Raw genomic sequence first — 13,417 nt, forward strand, 5'->3', positions numbered from 1 at the left:
CGCCTTTTCAGCGTTGACGCTCCAGGGTGAGGACGGCTGCGGCGATGACGGTCATGCGATTGGGGCTGCAGCGGGCTTTGCGGAAGATGCGCCAGGACTTGAGTCGCGCGACGCTTCGTTCGACCGGTGCTCGTGCCGCCGACAGAGCTCGGTTGATCGTCCGCTGGGTCGTGGTGAACTCCCGGCCGGGAAGCCGTCTGATCGGTGTGGTCACCCAGGGGCCGGCGCCGATGCAGGCGCGGTCGGCGAGCACGGGAGCGCCCTGGCGTTCGCAGATCCGGATGATGCGGTGGGTGCGGGCCGCGATCAGGTCGTGGGTGCGGCCGGGCAGGGCGGGTGAGAGCCACAGCAGCTTGCCCGCGGGATCGGCGATGACCTGCACGTTCACGCCGTGACGGCGGTGCTTCTGCGAGAAGTCGGCCCGGCTGTCGCCGACGCGGTCGCACTCGGCGGGCGTCCCGTCGAGCAGGACGTGACCAGGGTTCGTCTCGCGCAGGATACGCAGCAGGCCGGGCGCCCTTCGGGACAGATGCTCGACGACTGCTTTGACGTAGGCGTGGGCGGTGCTGACGGATATGCCGAAGCCGACGGCGATCTGCGCGAGTGGGTCGTGGCGGCGAAGGTGGACCAGGCCGACGAGAGCACGCTGGTGAGGCGGGAGCTTGCAGCGTCGGTCACCCTCAGGGGCGACGATGAGCATGGTTACCCACTCGACCAGGGCGTGCGACAGGTCGAGTGCGGCAGGATATGGAACCAACGAGGCTCCTGCGCTGACGAGTTGAGACGTCGAACACCTCTCTCAACGGCACGGGAGCCTCGCGCGTTGCGGAACCTCAGCCCGTCACCCGATCAGCGGCCACTCTGAAAGAGTTCCCTGATCGGTGACGTGCAGTTCCTGCCGGGGTACTCGGTTCTCCTCGTGGACGAGCCGGGTGTGCAGCGGCTTTCCGACCTGCCGCGAGGACGGCGACTGTCGTTCCTGTCCGACATGGATCAGCTCGGCGAGGCGGTCGAGCGTGCCTGCCGGCGCCTGGACCCGGCGTTCCGGCGGGTCCACCTGGAGATCCTCGGGAACAAGGACCCGTTCCTCCACGCCCACGTGTGGCCGCGTTTCGAGTGGGAGCCGGCCGAGGCCGTGGGCGCTTCGGTCTGGCTCTATCCGCGTGACCGGTGGAGCGAGGAACAGTTCAGGCTGGGTCCCCGGCACGACGTGCTCCGAGAGGCGATCGGCAGCGAACTGGGCCAGTTGCGCGCCTGAGTGGGGCGGGGCGGTACCGATCGGTCCGGGGTGATGCAACGTTGAAAGCGTCGCCCTGTGGGGCGGACGTCTGCACATGAGTGAAGCCGGCGGAGGGCCGCCCAAAAGCGGCCCGGCACACCGCCGGCTCCTCGCAAAGTCCGGACCCGAACAGGACCCGTCCCTGTGCCGCCATCATACGGCCGCACCCCGGCCACAGACTTGAGGAGACGATGTGATCCCCCGCGGCCGCCCCGTCATCAACGAAGCCGGCATCGCCCGGCGCGCCGGCGTCCCTCTCGCCACCTGGCGCCGCCGCGACGCCCCCGCCTTCCGCGAACGTGTCCCCGGCCTCCTGCCCGAAAGCCGCCACCTCCTCTACGACCTCGCCCAGACCGAGGCGTACCTCGCGGGCAAGCCGGTCCCCGCCCTCCCCGCCGGCGAGCACCCCGAGGACCTCCTCACCGCCGAAGAGGCCGCCGCCCTGCTCGGCATCACCACCGCCACCCTCCGCTCCTACGCCGCCCAGGGCTACCTCTCCCCCGGCATCACGATTCACGGGTCCCGGCTCTGGCCCCGTCGCGCGGTCCTCGAGCGGCGCGACAACGCCCCCGGCCGCGGCAAGGGCGGCGGCCGGCGCGCCGGCGAGGCCCAGGGCCCCCGTAAACAGCACGCGTACGAAGGCGAACCCCGCCTCCACACCGCCCGCGAAGCCCTCATCGCCGACGAACCCGTCGGCCGTCTGGGCAAGCCCGAGGAGATCGCCTCCGCCGTGCTCTGGCTGTACTCCGGCAACGTTCACCACCGGCACCCGTACGAGAAGTCTCTGCCGAAGCCGCGCCCCGTCGAAACCCCGTGTGAGGAGCCCCTCGCTCGCGAACCCCCTCTATGACGTCCCCGGTCAGGTCGCCTCCGGCGGCGGCAGGCGCAGCCACTTGTCGCGGGCCCAGTGCCACACCGACTCCCAACGGTCTTCCGTGAGGCCGCCCGCACCGATGCACGACCAGAAGACGACCGCGTTGTCGGGGCCGACGAGGTAGAAGTCGCCGTCGTCCTCGCACAGGACGATCAGGTCGCGCGGGACGCCCTGCTGCCAGGCGATGGTCATGAGGTCCGGCAGGTACGTGTCCGCGTCCTCGTCCGTGACGGTAACGGGCTCCAGGCGGGCGCGCTCGACGTCGCCGATGTGGAGCAGGAATTCCCGGAGCCCGGCGGGCAGCTGGATGCCGTGTTCCTCTTCGATCCGCGCAAGGAGCTGCTCGTCGGGAAACTGTGTGGGAGCCTCTTCCGGCCAGTGGGTGTCCCGGATGTACTGGATGACGTCTTTCACGAATCTCCTCACGCCTGCCGCCTGGGACCCGCGACCGCGAACCCGGTGATCATTCTGGGGCACGGACGGTCCCAGGGTGGACCGAATGAGATCCGGACCAGTTCTGGCGCACGTAGGGGAGGTTGCGTTCGTCTCCGGAACCGACCGTGAACACGCGCAGGGGGTTGTCGCGATCGTCGATCGGCACCTCGATCGGGTGGTCATGGCGGCGTGGTCCTCGCCGGGCGCCCGTTCTGCGTTGGCCTTCGCGTCCGCGAGCAGCTCCGCGCCCCAGGCCGCCCGGCCCTGCCTGTTCTCGCGCAGCGTCCGCTCGGGGGGCGGTTGTCATCGGCGTCCGTCCGACGTCTGCCTGGCCCTGGCCGCCGGCCTGGGCGTGCAGGGACGGGTCCGGGGTGGAAGGTTGCCGCTTGTTCAACAGGGCCGGTGGCCCGGTGTCTGCCCTGCCAGGGCAGGCGTCCCGCCCGTAGAGCTTACGGTGGCTGATCACTCACTTGCGGAGCCGGGATCGGGCCATGCGCGCGAGTGGTGTCATATGCCCTGTTCGGCGCGGCGCTTGAGGTTGTCGAGCCAGTGGTCCAGGGACGCGTCCAGGGCTTCCTGCAGGTATTCGGTGTTGGCGTCGACCGGTTCGCCGGTCCACGACTCCTCGGTGCGCACGATGACCCCGTCCTCGATCGGTTCGAAGGTCCAGACGTGGACGGCGGTAATGCCGGCGGCCGGACCTCCCCACACGATGCGACGTCCGCGTTCGACCTGTTCGACGGTCGAGGTGATGTTCTCCAGGCCCTCGGTGGACCACACCCAGGACGATCCCGGCCGCAGGGCGCCCTCGGTCTTCTTGACGACGGAGCCGACGCCCGGCTGCCAGGTCGGCCATCCCTCCACGTCGGTCTGGAGGCGCCAGACGCGGCCGGCCGGGGCGTGGATGACGACGGCGTCGCGGGTGATCACGGGGGCCGTTTCGTCGATGGTCACGGGCTGGGGGGCGAGGTGGGCGGCGCCGATGGCGGCGGCGAGGAGTCCGGAGGCGGCGTGAACGAGGGGAAGCATGGTGTCTCCTGCTGGTGTCGAAAGAGCGGCATGGGCAGACGGAGGCCCGGGAGGGTGAAGGACCCCCCGGCTTCAATGTGTGAGTAGCCAATCACTCACTTTTTTGGGCGTCAACTGGCCAGCTGGGCGACCTGAAGGCTGTGGACTCCTTGACCGAAGGAGTAAGTGAGTGATTGAGTACTCACATGAACACGGAACCCCGCCGACTGTCCACCGCCGAGGAGCGCAGGGAAACGGTGTTGCGCACCGCCATCGGGGCGTTCGCGGCACGCGGATACTTCGGCACGACGACCGGGGAGGTCGCCAAGGCGGCCGGCATCTCGCAGGCGTACGTCTATCGGCTCTTCCCCAACAAGGAGGCGCTGTTCACCGCGGTCGTCGAGCACTGCTTCACCCGGGTGCGTGGCGCCCTGGAGCGGGGCGCGGCCGAGGTCGCCAGCAGTGAGGCGCAGGCCGTGCTCGACTCCATGGGGGACGCCTACGCCCGGCTGATCAGCGACAACGATCTGCTCCTGGTGCAGCTGCACGCCCAAGCGGCGGCCGTTTCCGAACCGGCGATCAGGGAGGCCGTGCGCGCCGGGTACGCCCGCACCGTGGAGTACGTACGCGGCGCGTCGGGCGGCAGTGAGGAGCAGATCCAGAAGTTCTTCGCGGCCGGCACGCTCTGCCACCTGATCGTCTCCCTGGACGCCTCCTCCCTCGACGCCCCCTGGACGCGCACATTGGCCGCGGGCATCGTCCACTACTGACTCGCTCCCCCCTTCGGCAGGCCGTCCGGTCGCTGCTCGCTCGCGGGGCGGCGGCCGTTTCTCCGGATCTAAGAGTGAGTGATTGACCACTCTATCCCCGTCGTTTTCATCTCTCCACTCCCCATGAGGAGCACCCGTGCACATCACCGAGATCGTTCTCCCCGCCGTCGGCGAGCCCGAGAGCCTCGAAGTCCGCCTGCGCGAACGTCCCCAGCCGGGACCCGGTCAGGCCCTGGTCCGCGTCGAGGCCAGCGGCGTGAGCTTCGCCGAACAGCAGATGCGCCGCGGCAAGTACTACGACATGCCGGCCTTCCCCTTCGTCCCCGGTTACGACCTCGTCGGCATCGTCGAGGAACTGGGAACGCCCACCACCGCCGGGCAGCCCGGCCCGGCCGTGGGGCAGCGGGTCGCCGCCCTCACCAAGACCGGCGGCTGGGCCGACCACGTGCTGCTGGACGTCGCCGATCTCGTACCCGTACCGGAGGGAGTCGGCGCCGCGGAGGCCGAGGCGCTCGTGACGAACGGCGCGACGGCCTGGCGGATGCTGTTCCGCACGGCGCACGTCCGACCGGGTGACACCATCGTCGTCCACGGAGCCAACGGCGGTGTCGGCAGCGTACTGGTCCAGCTCGCCCGGGCCCAGGACGTGCGCGTCATCGGCACCGCCTCGGCCCGTAACCAAAAGGCCGTCGCCGCGCTGGGAGCGCTGCCCGTCGACTACCGGGACGACGTTCCCGCCCGAGTACGGCAGCTGGCCCCGCACGGGGTCGCGGCGGTCTTCGACCACGTCGGCGGCAAGGGCATCAAGGACTCCTGGCGCATGCTCGCCCCCCGCGGCACGCTCGTCTCCTACGGCAGCGCCTCGACCCGCGACCAGGCGGGAAACGGCACCCTCACGGTACTGCGGCTCGTGGCCCGGCTGGCCCTGTGGAACGCCCTGCCCAACGGGCGCAGCGCCCACTTCTTCAACCTGTGGGCCGGAAAGGCCCGAAACCCGCAGCGGTACCGGGCCGCCCTGCGCGAAGACCTCACCGAGGTGTTCGAACTGCTGCGTGACGGAACCATCCAGGCACAGATCGACCGTGTGTACCCGCTGCACCAGGCGGCAGCCGCGCTACGGCACGCGGAATCCGGCACGGTCGTCGGCAAGGTCGTGCTCGCACCCGGGGCAGAGCACAGCGACTGAACCCCCGAGCGTGAAAGGTTCCCAGGGAACGGGGTTCCCGACGGGGGCCGCAGAATGCCCGGCACATGCGGGTGAGGCCCTTTGAACACCTTGTCGGTTCCGGCTCGCGTCCAGGAACTGCTCCCAGCGCTCGCGCTGCTCCGATGAGAGGTGCGGTGGGTCGGCTCGACCATCGGGGCTCCGTGCTCATGCGGGTCGCTCCCCACACTCCTGCCGCTCTCCGACGCCGTCTGGGCGGGCGCCCGGGTGCGTCCCGGCCGCTGTCCCTGAGGCTTCTCCGTCCGTCCCGCCGACCGGTGCCAGCCGGGCCGATCGCCCTTACACTCCGACGCCCACGGACATCTCGTCCGTGGGCGTCGGGGCGTTGTGCCGGACAGCTCTCCAGCATCTCCTGGAGGTCGCGCAGCGTCAGCTCGTTCCTGCCGCGTTCGGCCGCGGAGCTTTGCGTCCAGGCGACGATCGCCGGGTGCGCTGCCTCGTAGGAGGTGCCGTCGGGCGTGGTCCCTCCGTCGTGGCGGGCGATCCGGGTGAGGTAGGCGGCCAGGCCCGGAGCGAAGGCGCGGCCGCACAGCGTCTCCAGCAGGTTCCGGCGGGCTTCGGCCAGGATGTGGTGGCGGTTGAAGACGCGGCGGACACAGCGGCCTGGAGTCGAGGTCGTCCGCCGGGACCGCGCGCCATTCTTCGCCGAAGGCGCCACAGCCGGAGCCCCGCAGGCGACTCAGGTCGCGGACCGATGGCATCTCCGGCACAACCTCAGCGAGGCCGTCGAGCGAAGCGTCGCCCAGCACCGCCGCTGCCTGCGCGTTCTCGTCCCTCCACTCAAGCCGAGTCCGAATCCGAGCCCGCCCCGGCGGCGGACCCGTCCGGCTCGCCGTGGCCGCGAGGCCATCGGTTCGCTGACCGCACCCGGACTCGACACGCCGCGGTCCACGCCCTGCTGGAGGCCGGGTAGAGCCGACGTTCGATCCAACGGCAGCTCGGGATGACCTATCGCACCGTCAAGCAGCTCGCCGACGTCCAGATTCCAGAGGAGCTCTTCACAGGCCAGTGGCAGAACCGTCCCTCCGTTCTCGACGAGTACAAGACCTACCTCGACGATCGCTGGGCCGAAGGCCGCAGCAATGCCTGGAAGCTGTGGGAGGAGATCGTTCCACTCGGTTACAGAGGCAGCTACCAGCGCGTTCGCGCCTACCTGCAAGAGAAGCGCACGTCACCGCGGACGGTTACCGCCAGGGCGCCCTCGCCCCGGTCTGTCGCCGGACGGATCCTCCGCCGCCCAGAGAACCTCACCGAGATCGAGCAGCTTCGACTCAAGGCCATCCGGGCCCACTGCCCCGAACTGGACGCGCTCACTCGTCACGTCCGGTCTTTCGCCATCATGCTCGCGGACCGCAAGGGCGAGTGCCTGCCGGAATGGCTCGTCGCGGGCATTGACCGCGACCGTGACGCCGTCATCGCCGGCCTCACCCTGCCTTGGAACTCTGGTGTCGTCGAAGAACACGTCAACAGGATCAAGATGCTGAAGCGTCAGATGTTCGGCCGCGCCGGCTTCGACCTCCTGCGCAAGCGAGTTCTGTTGGCGTGACGACCTAGGCCGGGTCCTCGTACACATCGATCTCGGAGGGCACGCGAGCAAGCAGCAGTTCGAGGTGTCCCTCCATGGCGGCGAGCCACTCGTCGAGGCCCGCGTCGGCGTCGTGGAAGAACCAGGAGTTGAAGCTTCCCCGGGCCTCCAGGGCGGGTTCGCACTCGTAGCGGAGTTCGCAGTGAACCTGTACGTAGTGGTCGTGCTCACCGCCGTCGTCACTGATGTCGAACTGTCGCGTGAGGTCCACCGTGAACATCGGACGCCCGCTGAAGGCGTGCGTGCCGTACTGGAAGAGCAAGCCGTCTGAGTCGGGGGTGGGCGCCGTGGCGAAGCGCTGCCGCGCGAATCGCATGAAGGCCAGCCACGCAGCCCGCGTGGTCAACTCGGTCTTCGCCGATCGCTCGACCTCCAGCTCGGCACGCAGGACATCGAGGGCTTCCTCCATCCGTGGTCTGTCGTGCACGCCAGCTCTCCTCGGTTCGTGAATCAGCACCCTAACCTCGTAGGGCCGGATCAAATCCAGTCCTGACCAGCGAGGCAGCCACCTCCCGGCTCGCAACTCTCAGTCACTGCTGCACGGAACCTGTGCCAGAACCCGGGTTGGGTCTGGCTCAACTTCTGTGGTGTGGTCTCGCCTCGTGCGCAGTGCGTGACAGAACCGGGTCGGCCCCCCGCATGAGTCGCCGGGTTTTGAGGACGGCGACGACCGCCGCCACGAGCGCGACAAGGGTGAAGAAGACGACCAGGAATGGGCTCTTGCACCTTGCCGCCGTAACGACCACGTATACGAAGACGGCCCAGTCCACCCAGGTCCGCTTCAACAACGGCACCAACCCGTTCACGATCCCCTCCTGTCGGAAGAGTAGGGCACACCGCAGAAGTGTGCTGACCCCTGCGCGCGTCACTCGACGTGCGCGCTCCACAGAAGTTGCGCCAGAACCGCTTCTCCTGAACAAGGCCACAGAGGGCCTGGGGCGGAAGGGCAGGCTTCGACCGGTAACCGGGAGGGTGCGCGCAGGCTTATGGCTGCCGAGGCTTCTTCAGAGTGCGCAGGTCTCGCGGCCGCTTGGATACCGACACGAAGACCTCACCGATCCGTGAACAAAGCAAGGCACGGCGAAGGGGTCGGACACACCGGATGAGTGTCCGACCCCTTCGGATCGTCTGGGTGACCACTGGACGCGGCTCAGTCGGTGATGTCCGTCCCGTTGGGCGCGCCACCGCCGGCCCCGAGGGTGCGGCGCGGGCCCGGCGCCGGTGCGGAGCGGGGCTGGAACAGGCCGCGGCCGCGCAGCTCGTCGAGGTTCGGGAACCGGCTGCCCGGGATCGATTCGTGCAGGTCGGCCTCGGCGGCGACGATGCGGTCGGCGGTCTCCGGCCCAGGGCCCAGGGTGCGGCGTTCGTTCACGCTGCTCATCGTATGGGTCGGCCGCTTTCCGCGAGGGTGGAGGATGGCGGCCTGGACTGGCCATCCTGCCCGTACCGTCGAAAGCGGTCCGGCCCGGAACTGCCATCGATGGTTCCGGGCCGGACCGCTTTCCGGGCGGGGTCGCGGGAGGACAGCCGGGCGAGGGTCGGGCCGTCCTGCGACGCGGCGCACGTCCGCGAGTCTGCCGCCAACCGGCGGCCTCGCGTGTCAGCGGGACAGGCGTCCGAAGATCAGGCTGCCGGGGGCCTCCAGGTCCGGGGAGTAGAAGAACTCCCTGACCGCGCGGATGAACTCCTGCCGGCTGATGGATCCGTCACCGTCGGTGTCCAGTTGGGCGAAGGTGTCCATGGCGCCGGGGTCGGTGATGTTCCAGACGTCCAGGTACTGCTTGAACTCGGCCTGGCTGATGGTGTTGTCGCCGTCGGTGTCCATGATGTCGAAGATGGCGTGCGGAACGCCCTCGACCATGTTGAACCGGCTGGTGTCCACGCTCGCCGCACGGCTGGCGAAGTGGTACTGCTCCTTGGAGAGACGGTTGGAGCCGTCCGCGTGGCGCAGCAGTTCGGCCCACTGCATCTGGTACGCGATCAGCAGAGCCTGCGCCCGACGGTCGCTTTTGTCGATCTTGTAGGCGCTGAGGTAGCGGTCGACGAGGCGCTGGTAGTCGCTCCAGTCGACGTAGCCGTCACCGTCGGTGTCGGTGGCGTCGAACAGCTGGTCCAGCTTGAGGCTGATCGGGTCGGTGGTGGCGGTGGCCATGATTGCCCTTTCGCGGGAGTGATGCGACGGCACGCGTCGGCGTGCCCGTACCGAGGCTAGATGCAAGATCACTGCCGATAACCGCCAAAAGGCCATGTCAGAGGCAAGTTCACCCGATAATGCGAACTCTCTCCCTGGGCGGTGTGGTCTCGGGTGGGTTGGGTATCGAGTCGGGTTCTCACGTCGGCTGCGTGCGGTAGGGACGGCCGACAAACACACCCCGGATTCGCTACAGAGAGCTACTCGTGACCTCGCCGCAACTTCGGGCGAACAGGGTCTGGCCGGGGTGACCGATACCGACCAGGGGCGTTAGCTAGGCATGTTCCTTCATCGCCTGCCCCCACCATCTGCCGTCGAGCCGGAGCCGCGCGTGCCGTGGACCGGCGAGCAGGAAGCCCTTGCCCAGGCCGCGGCCGCCGGTCTGCGCGCGGCGGCCTGGATCCGGAACCTGCCGCTGCCACCGAGCGAGACCTGGATCGTCGGCCCGCTCGCCGACGCGGTCGAGGACGCGATGACGACCCTTGACCCGGGAGACGAGACCTGGGTCGAGGGGACCGGCCGGGGAGGGTTGTCCGAGGCGACGGAGGAGACGCTCAACGGCCTCATCTATGTCATGCCGGAGGTCTCGGCCTGGCTGACTCCCGAGCAGCAGCTCGCCCTCCTGGGCATCGCGCACTGCGTGAGCGGGATCCCGAAGCTGCTGGCCACCGATCCCGGAACGGTCATCGAGGGCGGCGGGCTGGCCGCCCTGTGCACGGTCCTCGACGTCGCCTGCCGAACGGCGCGGGCGTCGGTACTGTGAGACGAAGAAGCCCCGGTGGCTTTATCCATGGGTTTGGGCTCTGACACAACTTATGCGGTGTCGAGTCGAAGCTCGGTGGCCAAGGCCGGAGCACGCCGGGAACCAGCAGTTCAGGGGCCTGTCATGAGGCAGACGGAAGCCCGGTCGGCGTAGTTGCACAGAAGTTGTGCCAGAACCCGAGTTCGGAAGGCACCCGACGCCGGCCCCGTGGGGACATGTACCCCGAGCTCCAGGCGTCGCGCCCTGTGAACCGTGATGCCGACATCACCGCCAGCCGCAGCCAGGCCGCGACTGCACCCGTGGGCAGGATCTCTCCAGAGCCTTGGATGTGTCTCTGCCGGAGCGTTCGGTAGAGTCTCGGAGACGAGAGAAGAGATCCCCCGATGGACTCCCGCATCACTCGCATACGCTCCGAGCTGGCCAAAATCCCGTACCAGGCGCGGCGAAGCCACTCGATGGGCGCGGAGCGCCACCAGTTCCGCCTCGGCCCGCGCATCAGCGCTTCGGAAGCCGACGCCTTCGAGGCGGAGCACCACATCGTCCTGCCTGCGGCCTACCGAGCCTTCCTCACCGAACTCGGGGGCAGCGGCGCCGGCCCCTTCTACGGTCTCCTTCCGCTGGAGGAGTGCAGGCTGTTCACGATGAACCGGAAACCGGCGGACGGCAGACCGCGGGGATTCACTCATGTGGACCACCCTGACGCGCTGCAAGGAGACCTGTTCCTTCACGTCATCGAGATGGGCTGCGGCGATCTGTGCCTGATCGCAGTGACGGGCCCCCTCACCGGCCGCATGGTCACTGGCAACGCGGACGGCTTCTGGCACCCGAACGTCTCCTCCGCACAGGACTTCCTCAGCTGGTACCAGCGGTGGCTCAACCACATGCGGGACGGCAAGGACAACCGCCCGCTGGGACTGACCTCCCCGGCAACCATCGCGACCGCCCCGTGGGGATTCCGCGCCACAACCAGTCCTCGCTGCCGTAACCCCGTACATCGACCAAGCCGCACTCCGTAGCCGCTTCACGGAGCTCAGGGCCCTCACCGAGAGCTCCCTCAAGACGCCGACCCAGCCGTCAGCGACTCCCGACCTCATCGATATTGATCAAGCAACGGGGACACGCGGTGACTCCCGAAGCCGTCGACAAACGACTCCGGGTGTGCCGGGGAGCAGGCTGCGGGTCAGGGCCAGTGCGATCACGATGCCGAGCGCGGCGGAGGCGCCGAGCGTGGCGGCTGGGCTCATGCCGGCGGCGCCGGTCGCGGCGAGGGCGGCGATGCCGCAGCCGACGGAGAAGGTGGCGTGGCAGGCCGACATGACGGGCCGGCCGTAGGCCTCCTCCACGTGAACGGCGTGGGCGTTCATGCTCACGTCCAGGCAGCCGTTGCAGAAGCCGAAGGCCAGCAGGGCCCCTGCCAACGTCCATGGGTCCCGGGCCAGGCCGGGCAGGCCAGGGTGGCGCCGGCCAGGACACCGGTGGCGGGGACGACGAGGCGCGGTCCGAGGCGGTCGGTCAGGGGGCCGGCCACCTGCATGCCCGCGAAGGCCCCGAGCCCGAGAAGCACCAGCAGGCTCCCGAGGGTGGCGTGGCTGATGCCGACCTGGGTCTCGATGGCGGGGATGTGCACCACCCAGGTGCCCATCAGGGTCCCGGCCAGGGCGAAGGAGATGAAGGCAGCCGCGCGGGCGGCTCGAAGCGAGGGGGTCAGGTCACCGTCCAGGGCCTCGCCACGCTGACCGGCGCATCGGAGATGACCATCCGGCGGGATCTCGGCGTACTCGCCGGACAGGGCGTCCTCAAACGCGTCCGCGGCGGCGCGCGTACCCTGCTGCTGCGGGGCGAGGAGCCGCCGTTCGCGCTGCGCGCCCGCGATGCCGTCGACGCCAAACGCCGGATCGCCGCCGAGGTCTCCTCGCTCATCGACGACGGCGAGAGCGTCCTGCTGGACAGCGGCACCACCTGCCTGGAGGTCGCCCGCCTACTGCGCGAGCGACCCGTCACCGTCATGCCCCTGTCCCTCCAGGCCATCCACGTCCTCAGCGACCCCCGGGCCGAGCCGCACTGATGGTGCCCGGCGGACGACCCCGCGCCGGCGAGCATCGCCTCAGCCCGCCGCACCGTCGTCGCCACGGACGGCAACAAACTCGGCCGCACCGCCTACGCCCACGTCGGCCCACCACGCTCCTGCACACCCTCGTCACCGACACCACCGCGCCCGCCGACGAGGTTGCCGCACTCGAAGATTCCGGAACCGTCGTCGAAGCCGTCTGACGAAACCGCCGAGCGGCTGGCCCCGGTTCCAATGGTCGGCCGCCGGATAGATCTCCCTGGTCACGCAGGCAGTGTCCCTGCCCGGTACGAGTCGCCCGTCAGGCAGGCGGTGTCCGTGTCGTCGGCGGTGGAAGCCGCGCCGGCCCGACCGGCCGACAGAGCCATCGCGGGGAGGAGCGCGGCCGCCGTGACGGACGAGTGGACGTACGACGCCGTCCATCTCCCTTGTCGAAAAGCGATTTCGCGGGGCGAGCAGCCTCGAGGGGAGGACAGAGGCCAGTGAACTCACAGTTGCTGTCCCGGAGGAACGCGCCCGCTTGGCAGGCAAGCCCCCATGTCTACCCTTACGTCGTGACGACCGACTGGACAGTGGAGTACCGACGCCTGTTGCGAGGCCACCGCCACGAACCCGCGAGCCCCCAGGCCTGGGAGACGTACCGGGATCCGGCGGCGCCGCCGCTGTCCGAGCCGGAGGTCCGCGAGGCGGAGGCGGACCTGGGGATCAGGTTCCCGGCGGAGTACCGGGACTACCTGCTACGGGTGAGTGCCGGCCACCGCATCAACCGCCTCGCCCGGGGCGCGGAAGGCTGGCGCTGGCGCGGAGACCGCGACACCAACTACGGCCTGCTCACCGAACCTTTCCCGCACCCCGACTCGTACGCCGCTTACGACGACGAACTGGACGACCGCGAGCCCTCGTACGAGGACGCGGAGGCATGGCGGGCCTGGGACGACGAGTGCGGCGTGCTGCAGGAGCGGAAGACGGCCGGCGCGGTCTACATCCAGGAGAACGGCTGCGGCTTCCACACCCTCCTGGTCGTCACCGGCCCTCACCGCGGCGAAATGTGGTTCGACGCCCGCGCCACCTGCGACCTGATCCTCCCGATGCGGCTGCACGACCGCCCGGTCACCTTCGCGGACTGGCTCGGCCATAGCTCCATGGACCTGGTCCAGTGGTGAACCGCTCGGCCGCCTGCACGAAAGCCCCGCCCAGGACGAAGGGCGGGCTTCCCACC

General features: G+C 69.3%; 14 protein-coding genes and 3 pseudogenes. 10 read left to right on the forward strand and 7 right to left on the reverse strand.

Annotated elements, in window-relative coordinates; all coding sequences use genetic code 11:
* Positions 1–7 precede the first annotated feature (7 nt).
* Positions 8–757, reverse strand: a complete 750-nt coding sequence (locus K7G60_RS30935) for a transposase (protein WP_225804286.1) — start codon at positions 755–757, stop codon at positions 8–10.
* Between the two features lie 114 nt (positions 758–871).
* Here K7G60_RS30935 and K7G60_RS30940 point away from each other — a divergent pair.
* Positions 872–1,258 (forward strand): annotated as a pseudogene (locus K7G60_RS30940) (diadenosine tetraphosphate hydrolase); the annotation flags it as partial.
* 214 nt (positions 1,259–1,472) lie between these two features.
* Positions 1,473–2,129 carry a helix-turn-helix domain-containing protein gene (locus K7G60_RS30945; RefSeq protein WP_225804316.1) on the forward strand — a complete coding sequence of 219 codons (657 nt, stop codon included), beginning with the start codon at positions 1,473–1,475 and terminating at the stop codon, positions 2,127–2,129.
* Between the two features lie 9 nt (positions 2,130–2,138).
* On the opposite strand, the gene K7G60_RS30950 is transcribed toward K7G60_RS30945, so the two are convergent.
* Together K7G60_RS30950 and K7G60_RS30955 are read right to left on the reverse strand one after the other, a co-directional pair.
* Positions 2,139–2,567, reverse strand: a complete 429-nt coding sequence (locus K7G60_RS30950; RefSeq protein ID WP_225804287.1) for an SMI1/KNR4 family protein — start codon at positions 2,565–2,567, stop codon at positions 2,139–2,141.
* A gap of 528 nt (positions 2,568–3,095) precedes the next feature.
* Complete coding sequence (locus K7G60_RS30955; RefSeq protein ID WP_225804288.1) at positions 3,096–3,617, reverse strand: SRPBCC family protein; 522 nt, start codon at positions 3,615–3,617, stop codon at positions 3,096–3,098.
* A 185-nt stretch (positions 3,618–3,802) separates the two neighbouring features.
* On the opposite strand from K7G60_RS30955, the gene K7G60_RS30960 reads away from it, so the two are divergent.
* From K7G60_RS30960 to K7G60_RS30975, 4 genes are all read left to right on the forward strand, one after another.
* Entirely contained in the window at positions 3,803–4,366 is a 564-nt protein-coding gene (locus K7G60_RS30960; RefSeq protein WP_225804289.1) for a TetR/AcrR family transcriptional regulator, read from the forward strand.
* Between the two features lie 136 nt (positions 4,367–4,502).
* Complete coding sequence (locus tag K7G60_RS30965) at positions 4,503–5,552, forward strand: medium chain dehydrogenase/reductase family protein (protein ID WP_225804290.1); 1,050 nt, start codon at positions 4,503–4,505, stop codon at positions 5,550–5,552.
* 605 nt (positions 5,553–6,157) lie between these two features.
* A complete protein-coding gene (locus K7G60_RS30970; protein ID WP_225804291.1) occupies positions 6,158–6,538 on the forward strand; it encodes a transposase in 381 nt (126 codons plus the stop codon).
* Positions 6,535–7,137: a hypothetical protein gene (locus tag K7G60_RS30975; RefSeq protein WP_225804292.1), complete on the forward strand. Its 603-nt coding sequence runs from the start codon at positions 6,535–6,537 to the stop codon at positions 7,135–7,137. The genes K7G60_RS30970 and K7G60_RS30975 overlap by 4 nt, the downstream gene beginning before the upstream one ends.
* Before the next feature lie 4 nt (positions 7,138–7,141).
* Here the strand turns inward: K7G60_RS30975 and K7G60_RS30980 are convergent, their stop codons facing one another.
* From K7G60_RS30980 to K7G60_RS30990, 3 genes are all read right to left on the reverse strand, one after another.
* Positions 7,142–7,603 (reverse strand): hypothetical protein, encoded by a 462-nt coding sequence (locus tag K7G60_RS30980; protein ID WP_225804293.1) that lies wholly within the window; start codon positions 7,601–7,603, stop codon positions 7,142–7,144.
* Between the two features lie 723 nt (positions 7,604–8,326).
* Positions 8,327–8,548: a hypothetical protein gene (locus K7G60_RS30985; RefSeq protein WP_225804294.1), complete on the reverse strand. Its 222-nt coding sequence runs from the start codon at positions 8,546–8,548 to the stop codon at positions 8,327–8,329.
* A 228-nt stretch (positions 8,549–8,776) separates the two neighbouring features.
* Positions 8,777–9,328 (reverse strand): EF-hand domain-containing protein, encoded by a 552-nt coding sequence (locus K7G60_RS30990; RefSeq protein WP_225804295.1) that lies wholly within the window; start codon positions 9,326–9,328, stop codon positions 8,777–8,779.
* A 319-nt stretch (positions 9,329–9,647) separates the two neighbouring features.
* Here K7G60_RS30990 and K7G60_RS30995 point away from each other — a divergent pair, with 319 nt between their 5' ends.
* Both K7G60_RS30995 and K7G60_RS31000 read left to right on the forward strand, forming a co-directional pair.
* On the forward strand, positions 9,648–10,130 hold the full coding sequence (locus K7G60_RS30995; RefSeq protein ID WP_225804296.1) for a hypothetical protein: 483 nt from the start codon (positions 9,648–9,650) through the stop codon (positions 10,128–10,130).
* Between the two features lie 383 nt (positions 10,131–10,513).
* The gene (locus tag K7G60_RS31000) at positions 10,514–11,146 is read left to right on the forward strand and encodes an SMI1/KNR4 family protein (protein WP_225804297.1); all 633 of its coding nucleotides are present in this window, start codon (positions 10,514–10,516) and stop codon (positions 11,144–11,146) included.
* 138 nt (positions 11,147–11,284) lie between these two features.
* Here the strand turns inward: K7G60_RS31000 and K7G60_RS31005 are convergent.
* Positions 11,285–11,772, reverse strand: a pseudogene (locus K7G60_RS31005) (MFS transporter); the annotation flags it as partial.
* Here K7G60_RS31005 and K7G60_RS31010 point away from each other — a divergent pair.
* A pseudogene (locus K7G60_RS31010) lies at positions 11,752–12,401 on the forward strand (DeoR/GlpR family DNA-binding transcription regulator). The pseudogenes K7G60_RS31005 and K7G60_RS31010 sit on opposite strands and share 21 nt — an antisense overlap.
* Positions 12,402–12,752: 351 nt before the next feature.
* Positions 12,753–13,361 (forward strand): SMI1/KNR4 family protein, encoded by a 609-nt coding sequence (locus K7G60_RS31015; protein ID WP_225804298.1) that lies wholly within the window; start codon positions 12,753–12,755, stop codon positions 13,359–13,361.
* Positions 13,362–13,417: the final 56 nt, after the last annotated feature.

The sequence above is a fragment of the Streptomyces sp. NK15101 genome (assembly GCF_020400725.1).
Lineage (GTDB): Bacteria > Actinomycetota > Actinomycetes > Streptomycetales > Streptomycetaceae > Streptomyces.

Coding starts and splice junctions, on each gene's coding strand:
- K7G60_RS30955 (WP_225804288.1), bottom strand. CDS start 3,617: ATGCTTCCCCTCGTTCACGCCGCCTCCGGACTCCTCGCCGCCGCCATC.
- K7G60_RS30960 (WP_225804289.1), top strand. CDS start 3,803: ATGAACACGGAACCCCGCCGACTGTCCACCGCCGAGGAGCGCAGGGAA.
- K7G60_RS30970 (WP_225804291.1), top strand. CDS start 6,158: ATGTGGTGGCGGTTGAAGACGCGGCGGACACAGCGGCCTGGAGTCGAG.
- K7G60_RS30975 (WP_225804292.1), top strand. CDS start 6,535: ATGACCTATCGCACCGTCAAGCAGCTCGCCGACGTCCAGATTCCAGAG.
- K7G60_RS30990 (WP_225804295.1), bottom strand. CDS start 9,328: ATGGCCACCGCCACCACCGACCCGATCAGCCTCAAGCTGGACCAGCTG.
- K7G60_RS30995 (WP_225804296.1), top strand. CDS start 9,648: ATGTTCCTTCATCGCCTGCCCCCACCATCTGCCGTCGAGCCGGAGCCG.
- K7G60_RS31000 (WP_225804297.1), top strand. CDS start 10,514: ATGGACTCCCGCATCACTCGCATACGCTCCGAGCTGGCCAAAATCCCG.